At 39.1% G+C, this 16,910-nt stretch carries 15 protein-coding genes; 1 reads left to right on the top strand and 14 read right to left on the bottom strand.

The annotated features are described in order from the left end of the window. Positions 1-90: 90 nt before the first annotated feature. The 8 genes from meaB to ABH968_RS05855 all read right to left on the bottom strand — a co-directional run bounded on the left by meaB (position 91) and on the right by ABH968_RS05855 (position 11,721). A complete protein-coding gene (gene meaB, locus ABH968_RS05890) occupies positions 91-1,188 on the bottom strand; it encodes a methylmalonyl Co-A mutase-associated GTPase MeaB (RefSeq protein WP_370043089.1) in 1,098 nt (365 codons plus the stop codon). Then, complete coding sequence (scpA, locus tag ABH968_RS05885; RefSeq protein ID WP_370043088.1) at positions 1,188-3,341, bottom strand: methylmalonyl-CoA mutase; 2,154 nt, start codon at positions 3,339-3,341, stop codon at positions 1,188-1,190. Before scpA ends, meaB begins: the two co-directional genes overlap by 1 nt. After that, positions 3,338-5,029: a methylmalonyl-CoA mutase family protein gene (locus ABH968_RS05880; protein WP_370043087.1), complete on the bottom strand. Its 1,692-nt coding sequence runs from the start codon at positions 5,027-5,029 to the stop codon at positions 3,338-3,340. Before ABH968_RS05880 ends, scpA begins: the two co-directional genes overlap by 4 nt. 132 nt (positions 5,030-5,161) lie before the next feature. Continuing rightward, positions 5,162-6,505, bottom strand: a complete 1,344-nt coding sequence (locus ABH968_RS05875) for a dihydrolipoamide acetyltransferase family protein (protein ID WP_370043149.1) — start codon at positions 6,503-6,505, stop codon at positions 5,162-5,164. A gap of 353 nt (positions 6,506-6,858) precedes the next feature. Further along, positions 6,859-7,842 carry an alpha-ketoacid dehydrogenase subunit beta gene (locus ABH968_RS05870; RefSeq protein ID WP_370043086.1) on the bottom strand — a complete coding sequence of 328 codons (984 nt, stop codon included), beginning with the start codon at positions 7,840-7,842 and terminating at the stop codon, positions 6,859-6,861. Next, positions 7,842-8,858: a thiamine pyrophosphate-dependent dehydrogenase E1 component subunit alpha gene (locus ABH968_RS05865; RefSeq protein ID WP_370043085.1), complete on the bottom strand. Its 1,017-nt coding sequence runs from the start codon at positions 8,856-8,858 to the stop codon at positions 7,842-7,844. The genes ABH968_RS05870 and ABH968_RS05865 overlap by 1 nt, the downstream gene beginning before the upstream one ends. A 200-nt stretch (positions 8,859-9,058) precedes the next feature. Beyond that, positions 9,059-10,486, bottom strand: coding sequence for a dihydrolipoyl dehydrogenase (gene lpdA / locus ABH968_RS05860; RefSeq protein WP_370043084.1), 1,428 nt, complete (start codon positions 10,484-10,486; stop codon positions 9,059-9,061). A gap of 140 nt (positions 10,487-10,626) precedes the next feature. Then, positions 10,627-11,721: a Leu/Phe/Val dehydrogenase gene (locus tag ABH968_RS05855; RefSeq protein WP_370043083.1), complete on the bottom strand. Its 1,095-nt coding sequence runs from the start codon at positions 11,719-11,721 to the stop codon at positions 10,627-10,629. Between the two features lie 299 nt (positions 11,722-12,020). Here ABH968_RS05855 and ABH968_RS05850 point away from each other — a divergent pair, with 299 nt between their 5' ends. Next, complete coding sequence (locus ABH968_RS05850; RefSeq protein WP_132356638.1) at positions 12,021-12,257, top strand: DUF2627 domain-containing protein; 237 nt, start codon at positions 12,021-12,023, stop codon at positions 12,255-12,257. 70 nt (positions 12,258-12,327) lie between these two features. Here the strand turns inward: ABH968_RS05850 and ABH968_RS05845 are convergent, their stop codons facing one another. The 6 genes from ABH968_RS05845 to ABH968_RS05820 form a co-directional block, all read right to left on the bottom strand. Further along, a complete protein-coding gene (locus tag ABH968_RS05845) occupies positions 12,328-13,053 on the bottom strand; it encodes a glycerophosphodiester phosphodiesterase (protein WP_370043082.1) in 726 nt (241 codons plus the stop codon). After that, positions 13,046-14,617 carry a flagellar assembly protein A gene (locus ABH968_RS05840; RefSeq protein WP_370043081.1) on the bottom strand — a complete coding sequence of 524 codons (1,572 nt, stop codon included), beginning with the start codon at positions 14,615-14,617 and terminating at the stop codon, positions 13,046-13,048. Before ABH968_RS05840 ends, ABH968_RS05845 begins: the two co-directional genes overlap by 8 nt. 321 nt (positions 14,618-14,938) lie before the next feature. Next, the gene (locus ABH968_RS05835) at positions 14,939-15,133 is read right to left on the bottom strand and encodes a hypothetical protein (RefSeq protein ID WP_370043080.1); all 195 of its coding nucleotides are present in this window, start codon (positions 15,131-15,133) and stop codon (positions 14,939-14,941) included. 76 nt (positions 15,134-15,209) lie between these two features. Beyond that, a complete protein-coding gene (locus tag ABH968_RS05830; protein WP_370043079.1) occupies positions 15,210-15,590 on the bottom strand; it encodes a PH domain-containing protein in 381 nt (126 codons plus the stop codon). Between the two features lie 322 nt (positions 15,591-15,912). Continuing rightward, positions 15,913-16,344: a DUF2178 domain-containing protein gene (locus ABH968_RS05825; protein WP_370043078.1), complete on the bottom strand. Its 432-nt coding sequence runs from the start codon at positions 16,342-16,344 to the stop codon at positions 15,913-15,915. After that, positions 16,331-16,561, bottom strand: coding sequence for a helix-turn-helix transcriptional regulator (locus ABH968_RS05820; protein ID WP_370043077.1), 231 nt, complete (start codon positions 16,559-16,561; stop codon positions 16,331-16,333). The genes ABH968_RS05825 and ABH968_RS05820 overlap by 14 nt, the downstream gene beginning before the upstream one ends. Positions 16,562-16,910 lie beyond the last annotated feature (349 nt).

Below are 16,910 nucleotides of genomic sequence, written 5' to 3'. Positions count from 1 at the left end.
TCTAGCTTTAGATATTCGACGCTCATACATCTCCTATCATAGCAGTTAGTGACGAATTTGTGCACCTAGTTGCTCACATAAAAGGACATATTATTTCTGTGATTGTTCATCGCTAAATAAACGATCTACACCTTGTGTGACTGTCAACTGTCCATTTAAAATTTGACGTTCTAAAAGCTGCACCTGTGCTTTACGTTCTGGATTACCATAAAACATATCGATTAAATGTTCGGTAATCATCGATTGGAACCAATCTTTCGTCTGATTTTGACGTCTGATTGACCAGTAATTATTTACCTCAACGATTTGTCGGAACTCCCCTATTGTACTCCATACTTTGTCGAGACCTCGTTTTTCCCACGAGCTTACCGGCATTGCTGTGGACATCCAACCTGGAGTTGCAGGCTGTAAGAAATGTAAAATTTGCTTATACTCGGATACCGTTTTTTTAGCCAGACGAACATTATCACCATCAGCCTTATGAACAACGATGGCATCCGCTAACTCCATAATGCCCTTTTTCATGCCTTGAAGCTCGTCTCCGGCACCTGTTAAAACTAACAGCAAGAAGAAATCAACCATTCCACGGACATACGTTTCACTTTGTCCAACACCGACTGTTTCTATTAAAATGACATCATAGCCAGCCGCTTCACAAACAAGCATCGTTTCACGTGTCTTTTTATGAACACCCCCTAGGGTACCAGCTGATGGAGAGGGACGAACAAATGCATTAGGCTTTCTCACGAGCTCCTCCATTCGAGTTTTATCGCCTAAAATACTTCCACCCGATAAAGAAGAGCTTGGATCAATCGCAAGGACTGCCACTTTTTTCCCCATCTCACAAAGCATCGTTCCGAAAGCCTCAATAAACGAACTCTTTCCCGCACCAGGAACACCCGTTATCCCAATACGGACACTATTTCCTGTATGTGGTAGCAGCTCTTGTAGGAGTTCTTGTGCTTGCACTTTATGTGTTGCATTTGAACTTTCAATGAGTGTAATAGCTTTTGACAAGTGTGTACGAGAGCTTGCACGTACTTCTCGTGCAAGCTCCTGTATGTTTAAATTGCCCGCTTTTTTCTTTCGGAATTTTTTCGGTGTACCATATTGCATTCCGTCGTGAGTTGCCTCTACTCCGTCCATAACAAATAGCGCACTTTCAGGCATTCCTTTGTTTTTGTCCATTATTCAGACACTTCCTCATAGCCTAAACGTTTGTAAATCTCTTCAATAATTTTTTGTGCCGATACAGGAATTACTGTACCAGGTCCAAAAATCGCTACTGCGCCAGCTTCATAAAGGAAGTCATAATCTTGTGCTGGAATAACGCCACCAACAATAATAATGATATCTTCGCGGCCCAGTTTTTCTAGCTCTGCTACTAATTCAGGAACTAGTGTTTTATGACCAGCAGCTAATGAAGATACACCAATGACATGAACATCGTTTTCTACAGCCATTTGAGCTGCTTCGGCAGGTGTCATAAATAAAGGTGAAATATCTACGTCAAAGCCTAAGTCAGCATATCCTGTTGCCACAACCTTCGCACCACGGTCATGTCCATCTTGTCCCATTTTCGCTACTAAAATACGTGGGCGACGACCTTCATTTTCAAGGAATTCCTCTGTCATTTGTTTCATTTCAGCAATTTGCTCTTCATCTGAGAAGTGTGCAGAGTAAACGCCAGAGATTGAACGAATTACTGCCTTATGGCGACCTGAAACAACTTCGATTGCATCAGAAATTTCACCTAAAGAAGCACGAGCACGAGCTGCATCAACTGCTATTGCTAATAAGTTTTCTTCACCATCTTGCGCCGCTTTCGTTAATCGAGCTAGATGTTTTTGTACTTCTGCTTCATCACGAGCTACCTTCATTGCTTCTAAACGTTCAATTTGCTTTTGACGAACTAATGTATTATCAATATCAAGAATGTCGATAGGTTCTTCTTTTTCTAAACGATATTTATTTACACCAACGATCGTTTCTGTTTTAGAGTCGATTTTTGCTTGACGTTTTGCCGCAGCTTCCTCGACTTTCATTTTTGGAAGACCTGTTTCAATCGCTTTCGCCATACCGCCAAGTTCTTCGATTTCTTCAATTAATGCCCACGCAGATTTTGTAATTTCGTCTGTTAATTTTTCCACATAGTACGAACCGCCCCATGGATCAATGACTTTTGTCATTGCCGTTTCTTCTTGTAGGAACAGCTGTGTATTACGTGCAATACGCGCAGAGAAATCTGTTGGTAGAGCAATCGCTTCATCAAGTGCATTTGTATGCAGAGACTGCGTATGCCCCATTGAAGACGCATTCGCTTCGATTAATGTACGTGTCACATTGTTAAATGGATCTTGCTCTGTTAAAGACCAACCAGATGTTTGTGAGTGTGTACGAAGTGCTAATGTCTTAGGGTTTTTTGGATTAAACGTTGACATCATTTGTGCCCAAATTCGGCGGGCAGCACGCATTTTTGCAACTTCCATGTAATAGTTCATACCGATTGCCCAGAAGAATGATAAACGCGGTGCAAAGGCGTCAATATCGATTCCAGCCTTTAGCCCTGTACGAACATATTCAAGACCATCTGCTAATGTATAAGCAAGCTCGATGTCATTTGTTGCTCCCGCTTCTTGAATATGGTAACCAGAGATCGAAATTGAGTTAAATTTCGGCATATATTTCGCTGTATATTCAAAAATATCTGCAATAATTTTCATTGACATTGCTGGTGGATAAATGTATGTGTTACGAACCATGTATTCTTTTAAAATATCGTTTTGAATCGTACCCGCTAATTGGTCTGGTGTAACGCCTTGCTCTTCAGCAGCAACGATATAGAATGCAAGAACTGGTAATACAGCACCATTCATTGTCATAGAAACTGACATTTGATCCAAAGGAATTTGGTCGAATAAAATCTTCATATCTTCTACAGAGTCAATCGCTACCCCAGCTTTACCAACATCCCCTGTTACACGCGGATGGTCTGAGTCATAGCCACGGTGAGTTGCTAAGTCAAAGGCAACTGAAAGCCCCTTTTGACCCATCGCTAGATTACGTTTGTAGAACGCATTTGATTCTTCAGCTGTTGAGAAACCAGCATATTGGCGAACAGTCCAAGGACGAGCTACATACATAGTAGGGTATGGACCACGTGTATTTGGCGCAATACCTGCAACATCATTTAAATGTTTTGCCTCTTTAATATCTTCTTTTGTGTATATATCTTTAATTTCGATACCTTCATTGGTCATGAATTTTTCTTCTGACGCTTGAGGTGCCTCAGCTGCTAAAACTTTTTCGATTTCAACTGCACTAAAATTTGGCTTGCTCATCGTTGGACCTCCTTCATGCTAGCGAACACTGAATTTAACTTTTCAATGATGTTCTGTCCTGCGAAAATAAAGCCGTTTAAGCCACTTGCTAACCAAGCTTCTTCTTCGTCTTTAAATTTACCTGCAACGTCAACAATTACGTTAGCTGGTTCCCCTGCTAAAATTGCTGGTAGTAATTCTTTTGTATCGTCATCATTACCTGCAATTACCACATATGTTGCTTCTGTAGCATTTAACCAAGCTAACGCTTCTTCAGCTGTAGCAACTGGTTCGCTTTTTTCTGGTACTAGACCTACAGTGTTTAAGAAACCTGACACGAAATCAGCACGTGGTTTTGAATTTTTTAGTGTACCTAATGCTAAGATTCCTGTTTTCACATTTGCTGCTGTCATTTCCGCACGTAATTGTTCAAAAGGTTTAGCAATGCGCTTAATTTCTGCAAATGCTGGGTTTATTGCGCTTTCAAGCACATCTGCTGGATTGGCATAAATATTTGTACCGATCAATGATTGCTTACGCGTTTGTACCGCTTTGATACGAGCTTGATAGGATTTTCCTAGTTCCTCCGTAAGCCTTCCAGATGCAGTGTAAGCGTCAATGCCTCCAGCTGCTTCAATTTCTAAGAATAATGCCCAAGCTTCTTTCACAAAATCTGCTGTTAATGACTCAATAAAGTAAGAGCCACCAGCTGGGTCTATAACTTTTAAAACATTTGTTTCTTCTTTTAAGATTAACGATACATTTCGTGCAATACGAACCGATTGATCTGTTGGTTTCGTTAATGCATCATGGGGGTGAACTGTAAAGACATCCGCACCACCAATTAAGCCAGAAAGAGCTTCATTCGCTGAACGTAATAAGTTTACATAAACATCCAGCTTCGAGAAGCTTCTTAACGATGTTTCGGCAATAGTTGGAACTTTTACGCCATTAGTTACTCCATAAGCGGATGAGAACGCTTTCCAAAGTACTTTAAAGGCACGGAGTTTTGCTATCTCTGTAAAGAACTGTGTATCAACTGCAAAGGATACATAAAATTTCTTCGCGAACGCTTCAAAGTTTTCTTCTTGATTTGCGTATTTTGCGGCTAATGCAAGTGCATATGCTAACTCTTGCACAGCGTTTGCTCCTTCATTATGATAAACCGATGTGTCTGCACCGATTGAGCGCACGCTCGGGTAATCATTTAAAGAGATCGGATCTTTCGATACGATGAAACCTTTTACAGTTTCTCGCTGATTAACTGCTATTTTGTCGAACACTGCTAATAATGGGTCATTTGAATTTTCAACCACAATTTTAAATGAATATTCTGAGAAATAAATCGATAATTGTGCCAATATTTCTTCAGTCCATTCAAAATTTACACGGCTATCAATTGTTACTACTTCATTGCCTCGAGCTAAGCTATCATCAAGTTGCGCAAAAAATGCTGCACTAGTATCAGCATATATTTGCTGTGCCACTTGAAATGCTTGGTTATTTTGTAGGGAACGGATTGTAGCAACTTGTTTATCAAGTTCTTCACCAAGTTTTGCTACTAAACTTTCTTGGGTATAAAGAGGTTCTAATGTAATACCTTCACTTGTTTTCGTTAAAAGAGACTCGAATGGTTTCCCTTTTAAAGCCTTGATTGCTGCATCTTGCCATTCTGAAAAGGATGGCTTTTCAAATTCAATATTTTTCATGTTGTTTGACATGCGGACGCTTAATCAGCTTCCCCCCTTAGTAGTTTCTATTTGTTATTCTACATGACAAATTGCGACTCGAAAAGCAAAAAAAAATCGGAAACCGTTATATAACAGGTTTCCGACAAGTCGTCAGTAGACTGACGTTGAAGATTTATTTGTATTTTCGAGTATTTTTTTAACTCTATTTAGGAATTTACCACAGACTAGTCCATCAAGAACACGATGATCTAAAGATAAACATAAATTCACAATATCTCGTGCAGCAAACATTCCGCCAGGTAAAATAACCGGTTTTTTTACAATACTTTCCACCTGTAGAATAGCCGCTTGTGGGTAATTAATGATGCCCATCGACTGAATGGAGCCGAATGCACCCGTATTATTGACCGTAAATGTACCACCTTTTATATCATCCATCGTCAGTTTTCCGGCACGAACTTTCACTGCAAGCTCATTAATTTCCTTCGCAATTCCTTTAATTGATTTTTCATCAGCGTGTTTTATAACAGGAACAAATAATGCATCCTCTGTTGCGACTGCAATGGAAATATTTATGTCATGCTTTTGAATAATTTTGTCCTCTGCCCACATGGAATTCATCATCGGGAATTCCTTTAGAGCTTGAGCAACGGCTTTTACGAAGAAAGCAAAATACGTAATATTAAAGCCTTCTTTTTGTTTAAACTCTGTCTTAATGCTATCACGATATGTTACTAAATCTGTAACATCTACTTCCATCATCATCCATGCATGTGGCACTTCATGAACGCTTCGTACCATATTATTAGCGATAGCACGGCGCACCTTCGTTACCGGAATCTCAATATCGCCTGCTTGAATTGGTTGTGCAGATGTGGCTGATTTAGGATTTTCCTGTGATGCAGGTGCTGCAACAGGTGCTGACTGCGGAACGGCTGAATCGACTGCAGGCGGTGTTTCAACTAAAGAAGTTGGCACATTTCCTGCTTCAATCAGCTTCATTAGATCTTTTCTTGTAATACGTCCCCCTTCACCAGTACCTGTGATTTGATCAAGTGCAATTTCATACTCTTGTGCAAGTCGAAGAACAGCAGGTGAATAACGTACTTTATCCTGTCGAGCTGTTTTTTGCGATGCTATCGGAGCTGTAGCTGGTTGCTTAGTCTCCTGTTTCTTTTGTACACCTGCATTTAAAATTGCCGTACTTACCGCTGATTTTTTCGGTGGAGGCGGAGGAGGCAACTCACTATCACCTGCTATTTCAACGGAACAAACAACTGCACCAACCGGTAACGTTTGCCCTTCCTCTGCAAGTAGCTCTGTAATAACTCCTTCAAAAGAAGACGGGATTTCTGCATTTACTTTATCTGTTACAACTTCTGCTAGAGGATCATATTTTTTTACAGTATCGCCTGGCTTGACAAGCCATTTTTCAATCGTACCTTCTGTTACACTTTCGCCGAGCTGTGGCATTGTAATATTTTGAATAGCCATCATCTATTCCCCCCATCAATTATGCCTAGGTGTAATTGTATCTATCAAATTACTATCATCTTTATAAAATACTCATCACCATAAAGTGGGGTTGATTTCCGTTCCGACTGGGCGCTTTCCTGGGGGCATCCGATGAGCCCCAAGGAGTCGCCCAGTCTCCACTCCAATCAACTTATATACATGACATAACGTTTTAAGAAATGTCATCCCGAACTTTTGATGAAGAGCCTTAAAATACCTGTGACATTAATAAGCTTTAGGCTATGACACGTTGATAAACAATCACATTTATTTTAACTTTTCAAAGTTTCTATTTACCACATGAGTGGATATCAGAAATAGATCCTTTTATATTAGAATGCTGCAAGTTCGCGCATTGCACGCTCTACTTTATCAGGGTTGATCATAAAATATTTTTCCATCGTTGGTGCATACGGCATAGCTGGAACATCTGGTCCTGCAAGGCGCTGAATTGGTGCATCGAGCTCAAATAAACAATGTTCTGCAATGATTGCTGCAACCTCACTCATAATGCTGCCCTCTTTATTATCCTCGGTAACTAGTAAAACTTTGCCTGTTTTACTTGCCGCCTCAATGATTGCTTCTTTATCAAGTGGGTATACAGTGCGTAGGTCAAGAATATGGGCTGAAATACCATCTGCCGCTAGGCGCTCTGCCGCTTGTAATGCGAAATGGACAGCTAAACCATACGTAATGACAGTAACATCTTCCCCTTCTCGCTTAACATCTGCCTTACCAATTGGCAAAGTGTAATCCTCTGCTGGGACTTCACCTTTAATAAGTCGATATGCACGCTTATGCTCAAAAAATAATACTGGATCCTCATCGCGGATTGCTGCTTTTAACAAGCCTTTTGCATCATACGGTGTTGATGGTATAACAATTTTCAACCCTGGTGTTCCTGCAAAAAGTGCCTCTACAGACTGCGAATGATAGAGCGCTCCGTGAATACCTCCGCCAAATGGTGCACGTATAACCATCGGGCAAGACCAGTCATTATTTGAACGATAGCGGATTTTCGCTGCCTCAGAAACAATTTGGTTAACGGCCGGCATGATGAAATCAGCGAATTGCATCTCAGCAATTGGGCGCATCCCATACATTGCAGCACCAATACCAACACCAGCAATAGCACTCTCTGCAAGAGGCGTATCAAGTACCCGGTGTTCACCAAATTGCTCGTAAAGACCTGCTGTTGCTTTGAAAACCCCGCCTTTACGACCAACGTCCTCTCCTAAAACGAAAACACGCTCATCACGTTCCATCTCTTCCTTCATCGCTAATGTAATCGCATCAATATAAGACATCACTGCCATTACACGTCACCTCCGTCCACTGGTGCATATACGTATTTCAAAGCATGCTCTGGTGCTGCATACGGAGCAGCTTCTGCATAATCTGTTGCATCATTTACCTCGGCCATGACACGTTCTTCTATTTCAGCACGTATTTTTTCCGTCATAACTCCAGCATCCATTAGATACTTTTCAAATAACAGAACGGGATCCTTTGCCTTTCCTTCTGCTATATCCTCGGCAGTGCGATATTGACGATCATCATCATCCGAAGAATGAGCCGTTAAGCGATAAGTCACTGTTTCTATTAAACTTGGACCTTGACCACTAAGTGCGCGATCAGCCGCTTCTTTTACAACCTTATAGACTTGTAACGGGCATTTTCCATCAACAGTAACACCTGGCATACCATAGCCAATACCGCGATCTGATACTTTCGCACAGCCTAATTGACGTTCAACTGGCACAGAAATTGCGTATTGATTATTTTCTACCATTATAATTACTGGAAGCTTATGCACTCCAGCGAAATTCGCACCCTCATGGAAATCACCTTGGTTAGAAGAGCCTTCACCAAGCGTAACAAAAGAAATAAAATCTTCTTTTTGTAGACGCCCTGCTAGAGCTACTCCCACCGCGTGGGGAACTTGTGTAGTAACTGGCGAAGAGCCTGTTAGAATACGATTTTTCTTTTGTCCAAAATGACCTGGCATTTGACGCCCACCCGAGTTTGGATCCTCTGCTTTAGCAAATGCGGATAACATCAATTCTCTTGGTGTCATGCCAAAATGTAAAACAACACCCATATCACGATAATAAGGTGCAATATAATCTCTGTTATTATCAAGAGCAAAGGCTGCCCCTACTTGCGCTGCCTCCTGTCCCTGACAAGAAATAACAAACGGAATTTTACCAGAACGGTTTAATAACCACATACGTTCATCTAGTCTTCTAGCCATTAACATCGTTTCGAACATTGCAAGTACATCTTCATTTGATAAACCTAAATCCTCATGCTTAATTTGAACACCTTGCATAGGAACACCCCTTCCCGACGTTTCACTCTTGTTACAAAAACACTTGTACCTGACGCTTTGCTTTCGGTACATAAAACACTTGTACCTGACGCTTTGCTTTCGGTACATAAAACACTTGTACCTGAAGCTTCGCTTTTGGTACATAAAATACTTGTACCTGACGCTTTGCTTTCGGTACAAAAAACATCTGCTTAAAGAAGTTAAAAATGAATGGCGCGATTATCTACTGCTAACGCTGCTTCCGCTAGTACCTCATTCAGTGACGGATGTGGATGAATAGCCTGACTAACTTCCCAAGGCGTTGCATCCAATAATTTAGCAAGTGATGCTTCTCCAATTAAATCTGTTACATGTGGTCCTACCATATGAATACCCAAAATATCATTCGTTCCTTCATCGGCAATAATTTTCACAAAGCCATCCGACTCTCCATTTACTAGCGCTTTTCCAATCGCCTTGAATGGAAACTTACCGACCTTCAATGAATAACCTTGCTCTCGAGCAGCCCTCTCTGTTAAGCCAATACTTGCGACCTCAGGGTAAGAATAAACGCATTTTGGTACATTTAGAACATCCAGTGCCTCAGTTTTACCCGTTGCAATATGCTCAATAGCAGATATCCCTTCGTGTGAAGCAACATGAGCTAATTGTAAGCCACCGATAACATCCCCAATGGCATACATATGTGATTCCTTTGTTTGATAAGAATCATTGACTTTGATAAACCCATTCTCAACTTTTATTTCTGTATTTTCTAATCCAATACCTTGTGTATTTGCTTCACGGCCAACACAAAGCAATAATTTATCAGCCTCAAATAATTCATCCTGATCATTAACTTTTGCAGAAATGAAAACGTTATCATTTTCAATTTTAAAGGTTCCCGAATCTAAGCGAGCGTTTGTCACAATTCGGACGCCCCTTTTTTCAAGCTGCTTCGTTACTTCTTTTACAATATCCGTATCCTCTGCAGGTAAAATGGATGGCCCATATTCAATGATCGTTACGTAAACCCCAAAATCACAAAGCATAGAAGCCCATTCAATTCCAATAACTCCTCCGCCTACAATTAACAATGACTTTGGCAGATTTTCCATTTCCAGTGCATGATCAGAGTTCATCACATACTTACCGTCAACCGTTAATCCCACCATTCCTCTTGGCTTTGATCCTGTTGCAATGACCACATTTGCTGGAACTAGCATTTCATTTTCATCGCCATTGTTCATTTCAACTGAAATAGTGCCAGGCATTGGTGAGAAAATGGACGGTCCTAATATTCGCCCTGTTCCCTGATAAACGTCTATTTTGCCCTTTTTCATCAGTGTATTCACACCTTGGCTCAATTGCTCAACAATCGTTTGCTTCCTTGCCTGCACTTTGTCGAATTGCAATGTAACTCCTTCAATATCAACACCATATTCAGCGGCTGTTTTATTTGCCATACGATACACTTCTGCACTTCGAAGTAAGGCCTTACTTGGTATACAGCCTTTATGCAAGCATGTTCCACCTAGGCGCTCACGTTCGACAATAGCTGTTTTTAAGCCCAGCTGTGCAGCTCGAATTGCTGCAACATAGCCACCTGTACCTCCGCCTAAAATGACAACATCATAATTTTGAGCCATATGGATTCCCCCTTATGAGAAAAATGCTAAAGCATCTTGTTCCTTTAGTACCTAAGTTAAATGAATTCATTTAAACTATTAATTTATTATAAAGTTAGAAGAAGTCGACAATGCGACTTCTTTAAACGAATAAGCGGTTCTTAACGACCGTGTAATATATTTTTTTCATTTTTCAGGAATTGGCTACGAGACTTTGATACTCGAGCAATACGTTCTTCTGCTAAACGATTAGCTGCTACATATGTCGGTATACCATCACGTTTAGAAATCTCGAAGATTTTTTCGATACTATCATAAATGCCTTCAACACGCTTCATCGCACGCTCACGGTTATATCCATATAATTCATCTGCTACATTTATTACTCCACCTGCATTAATCACATAATCAGGTGTATAAACGATCCCTAATTCATGTAAATAATCGCCATGGCGAGAATCTTGTAGCTGGTTATTGGCAGAACCTGCGACAACCTTTGCTTTTAGTTGCGGAATCGTTTCATCATTTAAAATCGCTCCTAATGCACAAGGTGAGAAAATATCAACATCCTGTGAATAGATTTCCTCTGGTGCCACAGCAGTCGCACCAAAAGCATTCACAACTCGATCAATTGCCCCTTGATTAATATCTGTAACAACAAGTTTTGCACCTTCCTTATGTAAATACTCGCAAAGCTTGTAGGCTACATTCCCTAGACCTTGCACAGAAATAGTACGCCCCTCTAGTGAATCAGATCCAAATGCTTCTTTTGCTGCTGCTTTCATTCCAAGGTATACACCGTAAGCAGTTACCGGAGATGGGTTTCCTGAAGAACCAAAAGCCGGAGAAATTCCCGTTACATAATTTGTTTCCTCATGCATTAAATCCATATCTGTCACTGTTGTACCAACGTCTTCTGCCGTAATATAGCGACCATTAAGCCCTTGGATGAAACGTCCAAGTGCGCGGAACATCTCTTCATTTTTATCTTTAAATGGGTCACCGATAATAACCGTTTTTCCACCGCCAAGGTTTAAACCAGCTGCAGCATTTTTATAGGTCATCCCTCTTGCTAAACGTAATGCATCCTCTATCGCATTTTCTTCTGATGCATATGTCCACATCCGTGCCCCGCCTAGTGCTGGTCCAAGTGTTGTGTCATGGATAGCGATAATCGCTTTTAACCCTGATGCTTCATCTTGGCAAAATACCAATTGTTCATAATCATACTTTTCCATATACTTGAAGATTTCCATGAAAACTCGCCCCTTTGCTTTGGAAAGTGCATCCCCTAATGCCCATCCCAATTCAGTATATTTAATGTTTAAAATTGTTTAACAATGGATAATATTGCTCCATTTATTTTTACAATACTGACAAATTCACAATTTAGCAACTATTATTACACTTTCTTATTTAAATAAGAATTTTCTAAAAATTCAGTTACAGTTGCTGTGTTATATCTTACTTGTTGTTGGGTTCCTAGCTTTATAACCTTCCTTGACATTCCAATATCCACAGGTACAATTAAACTAAGGAATAAGGGGGGACATGCATGGCTCGTTTAGCTGCATTTATTGTAATGCTTATTCCAGGTCTTATGGCTGCAGGTGGCATTAAATTTATGCGTGATACATTATTTGGTAAGCTCATCTCGCCTTTCCCATTTTTATGGCTACAATTCGTCGTTGGCATTATTCTTTTTGTTATAGGCTTTGGCTTTTTCGCAGGATTTTTACTTCACCGCGATCGAAAAAATGGAAAAGTGGCTCCGCGCTTCCAAAAAAAATAAAAATAGCTATCCTATTAAGTCTCAACAGACTTATTTGGATAGCTATTTTTATCTTCATTCATCAGAATGATTAACGTTGCTGTTCCGCAATTACTTTATCAGGAAAATCAGTAATCCAGCCAATGACAGAAGGATGCGGATTCAATAAAAATGTTTCATCTCCATCAATTGCATAAAAACGACATGCTTTATCACTTGTTACACAAGCCTCTAAATATCTTGGTTTATAATACCTTTTATGCATATGAACACTGTCAATAGCTTTGTAATCACTAAGCAAATCCCATTTTAATTTTTTTGTTGCTATAAGTGCTGTTTCATAGTCAGGCTTATATTGTTTCACAATCTCCAGAAGCTCATAGTGAAACGATGAAAAATGACTGCCAACAGGCAAAGTAAGCCCTTGAAGCATTTGAATAAGTGCGCTTTTATTTTCGAGGATTGTTGATTTTAATTCGATATTAAGAGGTAGCTGTTGTGAATTTGCCCATGTTAAAACTACATCAAACGTCGGAATTTTATACGTTGAAAATAATCGCCTCCACGGCCTCCCCAGTTTAAAGCTTACTAGCTCCTCTATCGTACATTCGTTCACAAGCTTATTGATGCCAACTAATCTTGACAGCTTTGGATCATGATACACAACCGGAATGCCCTCTTTGGAAAGCTGGATATCTAATTCAATCCCATCTGCCCCTAGCTCTAATGCCTTTTCAAAAGCCTTCAAGGTATTTTCAAGTGCATACGCTGAAGCCCCACGATGTGCAAATACAGGAATGAAAGATTCACTAGACATTTAACTCACCGAATTCGATAAGAAATTTACCATTTGTCATCTTGCTTAATAAGGATGATTTTTTACCAATTTGAATATAGGTACCAGGATGAGCCTCCTTCGTCACAAGAATTTCCTCTTTTCCAGCATGACGCATTTCATCCACTATTAGCTTAACCTCACGATCAATTGTCACTGCTTCCGCTTTCAATTTTGTTAAGCTTTGTTTTGTTTCCTCAAATGTAGCTATCTGTTCCTTAGACATTTGGTTAAGGTGTGGCAGTAAGCTTTTAATTTTCCCCTCGTGCTCAGAGATTTCTGATTGCAGCGACTTAAGTTGTGCTGCCTTCTCTTGCATAATAGAATAGCTTGCCTGTTTATTAACACTTTCGATGATCAAGTCAGTTCGACGCTCTAAACGATTTCCCGAGATGGAAGTGACGATTGTATTCTTGGCAACTGCACGGCCCCCAATAATTTTCCCTTTTCGTTCGTCCACAAAGATTGAATGTGCAGAGAGCTGTGATCCCAATGCATAAAATCCTATATGAATGCTGTCAGCTGCAACTAAATTTGCCTCATTGACATGCTTAACGAAAATATTGCCACCTGCCTCTACAAGAGTTGAGCCCAGACCAAAAATCCCTCCACGAATATAAACGTCGCCTTCAATGGATTTAATAAGTTTGGCACCGCTTACACCTTCAGCACCCTCGATGGAAATATCTCCAGTAGCAATGACTGTATAGCCTGATGTAACTGTTCCTTTAATGCTTAAAGAGCCATTAAATTCGAGATTCCCTGTTTCAACGCCAACGTCCCCATTAATTGGTAAATGTCTATTAACACCGATCATGCCTTTAACATCATCTAATACACCAGCTATTTTTGAACGGATGACAATTTTCCCATCCTCTTCCACTTCATAAGCTGATTTTTTATCGTATCGTATAGGGAAATCACGACCTGGTACAGCAGTCATAATTTCGCCTAGTACATTTTTCCCTGGTTTACCTAATGTCGCAGGGATTTTCTCGCCTAGCCATGAACCCTCGGAAATTTCAGAAATAAAGTTCATGTCATAATAATCAGCTTTCCCATCTTCGCGAATTACTGGCTTTCTCTCTGGTTTAGGTAAGTATGTAATTTGTGCATCTGTTCCTGCTACAGGTGGTGTTCCTTGTGCAATTAAAAATGCTTTTCCTGGCTCAATCTTAGAAATATCAAAATCTAATATTCCATGAACAATACCTTCATTCTCGATTGTTTCCAGAATTTGTTGAGTTAATTTCTCTTTATTCTTTAGAATATAATCATGTATCTCATATACAAATATTGAGGCAGACATTTTATCTCGTGCAGTTTCTGCTTCAACATTCGGTAGCCAGCGTCCAATTTCAACAGGGCTTGTGCCTTCTGTTGCTAAGACATTTTTTAATATCGAAAAATTCGACAATTTAAGTCGGGGATGACTACGTAATATGCTATCAAATTCTTTTAATGGAAAACCGGCACTGTAAGTAAGCAAATATACCTTGCCATTATCTTCCGTTATTTCGAATTTATCATTTCGAACTAGAATCAAGCTACCTCCTCCTTCCCTCTAACTGTAAGTATATACAATCTATTTACATTTGTTTAGAGACAATTGTCACTACTAAGAAAGAATTTACCCATACTTTGTAAGTAATACATTCAAACATCCTTTTAATTTTCACGTCAATATTAGTCGATTTATACTACGAAAAGGTAAGGTTTTACTCAATCTCAATAATCCAGCTACTTTAATTATTTAAATTTAACTGTTGAAAATCAGGAAATCCACTAAATCTTTAACTAACTTAAATAATAGATAATGTTTCTGTCATAATTTTTATAAACATGCACTAGGCCTTCAATACTATGGCTACGAGTCATTCTCTAAAATAGCCTCAATGCGAATATGAGCGCCAAGTTGATCGAAATTCAGGAGCTGTTCACGCGTCATATAGTAAATGCTGATTCTTCCATTAATTCCAAGTCGCACCTCAAATAAGTTTTCTTCTATCTGCGTTATTTCTAACGAGTTATTTTCGTCAAGTTGTAAGTTTACGCTTTTCATATGTTATCACCTGATTGAATTATATACGTTCAAGCAAAAATAAACGACCAACAGTCTAGTTGATCGTTAAATTTCATCACTTTCCTAATACATATTCGGCTAACACACTTTGAATTTTATATATGTTAGTTGATTTATTAAAGTTTTTCTGTATCGGTAATTCACTACCTGAAACCCAAATTTTCAACTCTGCATCAAGATCAAATGTTCCCGCAGTTTCAACTGCAAAATGAAGAATACTCTTATATGGAATTGAATGATATTGCGTTTTCTTCCCAGTTACTCCTTGTTTATCGATTAAGATAAGTCTTTTATCCGTAAAAATAAAAGTGTCTCTTATAATTTTATAGGCATTCTTAATTTTTTCATTAGGCGTTAATAAATCTTTAACTTCTTCCTGTAATTTTTCTAAATTCACTTCACTCGCATTCCCTATTATCCCATCAAATAACCCCATCTTCATTCCCCCTCCAAATGTCCATTCTCCATTTAAAATATGAGATTATTTTTCCATAAATTCAATGTAAAACTGGTTATTTAAACATCAAACGTCAGTAAGGCAAATTATAAAAATAGGCTCTTTAAGCTTTTTACCGAAAAATCCAACATATAACGCTCAATTTCGATTTTTAGACACAAAAAATACGCCCCTCAAACAGTCGGCGCAAACTGTCTAAAAAGGCGTTATAATTTTCGCTACGTTATTTAAATTAGATTTACCAGACAACCTTGATATACTCGTGATGGACGTATAACCAAACATCGGAAATCGCTTCTCTCTATTCATGCTTCTCGTAGTATACAAGGGTAATTAAATATGCAATCCAATAGAAGCTAATTAAAAGCCCCGGTACAATAAAGATAAATCCCCATGCAATGTTCTTAGTAATGATATACCCCACAAGGCCACCAATCATAATAACGATAAGGCACCAAAATAAAATATCTAATGTTCTGGCTTTGCTTTTAAGCATTATAAGACGATTTCGTTCATCCTGTTCTTCAACTAAATCTTTTTGTGTAGCTTTCCGGGAAAATGCACGAATAAAACCGCTAATGCCTATTGCAATAAGCAGAACAGAAAGCAAGACATTTTTTATCTGTCCAGGCAGGAAATCATTTGGTTCAATAATATCAAGTACAAGAGTCCATACCCCTAATATCGTCCACATTACTCCCCATACAAATCCTTTTTTATTATATACTTTCATACTTTTCATCCTCCAATGCTTTATTTTCTTTCAAACAACACAGTTCCTCAACTGTTGTATCAAATACCTGTGCCATTCGATATGCAAGCATAAGGGAAGGACTGTATTGTTCCTTTTCGATAGATATAATTGTTCTATTAGAAACATGCACCAAATCGGCAAGCTGTTGCTGTGTTAGCACGGCAGCCGTACGCAGTTCTTTCACTTTTGTTTTCATATCTCCCCCCCTTTTAACATGAAGTAAACTTCATATGAAGTTTACTTCACAATACAACCCACACTCCAAAATGTCAATATTGAATTGAAGTTTACTTCATTACTTTATATAACATAATTATGACATCCTATTAATGAATCAATTAATAGGAGATATTCAGACATCTACATTATCTAATAGATAATCTTCTTGTTTACAACTCCATTAATTGCCTTTTTTACAAAAAAAAGCATCCCGAAGGACACTTTGATTACTACTTATTCTTCATTGCGTTTTACTCGATAGCGTGCGCTGTAGCCTTATCTTGTAAGTATCTTAATGTTTTAGTCAGCTGTTCGTTCTCTTAACT

Origin of the sequence: Lysinibacillus sp. RC79 (assembly GCF_041262405.1) — a bacterium.
GTDB lineage: Bacteria > Bacillota > Bacilli > Bacillales_A > Planococcaceae > Lysinibacillus.
Note: the sequence above shows the minus strand (reverse complement) of the source record. Positions and strands in the feature narration are given on the sequence as shown.

Excerpts from the sequence above, each read along its gene's own strand:
- meaB (WP_370043089.1), bottom strand. The coding sequence starts at position 1,188 with ATGGACAAAAACAAAGGAATGCCTGAAAGTGCGCTATTTGTTATGGAC.
- scpA (WP_370043088.1), bottom strand. The coding sequence starts at position 3,341 with ATGAGCAAGCCAAATTTTAGTGCAGTTGAAATCGAAAAAGTTTTAGCA.
- ABH968_RS05880 (WP_370043087.1), bottom strand. The coding sequence starts at position 5,029 with ATGAAAAATATTGAATTTGAAAAGCCATCCTTTTCAGAATGGCAAGAT.
- ABH968_RS05875 (WP_370043149.1), bottom strand. The coding sequence starts at position 6,505 with ATGGCTATTCAAAATATTACAATGCCACAGCTCGGCGAAAGTGTAACA.
- ABH968_RS05870 (WP_370043086.1), bottom strand. The coding sequence starts at position 7,842 with ATGGCAGTGATGTCTTATATTGATGCGATTACATTAGCGATGAAGGAA.
- ABH968_RS05865 (WP_370043085.1), bottom strand. The coding sequence starts at position 8,858 with ATGCAAGGTGTTCAAATTAAGCATGAGGATTTAGGTTTATCAAATGAA.
- lpdA (WP_370043084.1), bottom strand. The coding sequence starts at position 10,486 with ATGGCTCAAAATTATGATGTTGTCATTTTAGGCGGAGGTACAGGTGGC.
- ABH968_RS05855 (WP_370043083.1), bottom strand. The coding sequence starts at position 11,721 with ATGGAAATCTTCAAGTATATGGAAAAGTATGATTATGAACAATTGGTA.
- ABH968_RS05850 (WP_132356638.1), top strand. The coding sequence starts at position 12,021 with ATGGCTCGTTTAGCTGCATTTATTGTAATGCTTATTCCAGGTCTTATG.
- ABH968_RS05845 (WP_370043082.1), bottom strand. The coding sequence starts at position 13,053 with ATGTCTAGTGAATCTTTCATTCCTGTATTTGCACATCGTGGGGCTTCA.
- ABH968_RS05835 (WP_370043080.1), bottom strand. The coding sequence starts at position 15,133 with ATGAAAAGCGTAAACTTACAACTTGACGAAAATAACTCGTTAGAAATA.
- ABH968_RS05830 (WP_370043079.1), bottom strand. The coding sequence starts at position 15,590 with ATGGGGTTATTTGATGGGATAATAGGGAATGCGAGTGAAGTGAATTTA.
- ABH968_RS05825 (WP_370043078.1), bottom strand. The coding sequence starts at position 16,344 with ATGAAAGTATATAATAAAAAAGGATTTGTATGGGGAGTAATGTGGACG.
- ABH968_RS05820 (WP_370043077.1), bottom strand. The coding sequence starts at position 16,561 with ATGAAAACAAAAGTGAAAGAACTGCGTACGGCTGCCGTGCTAACACAG.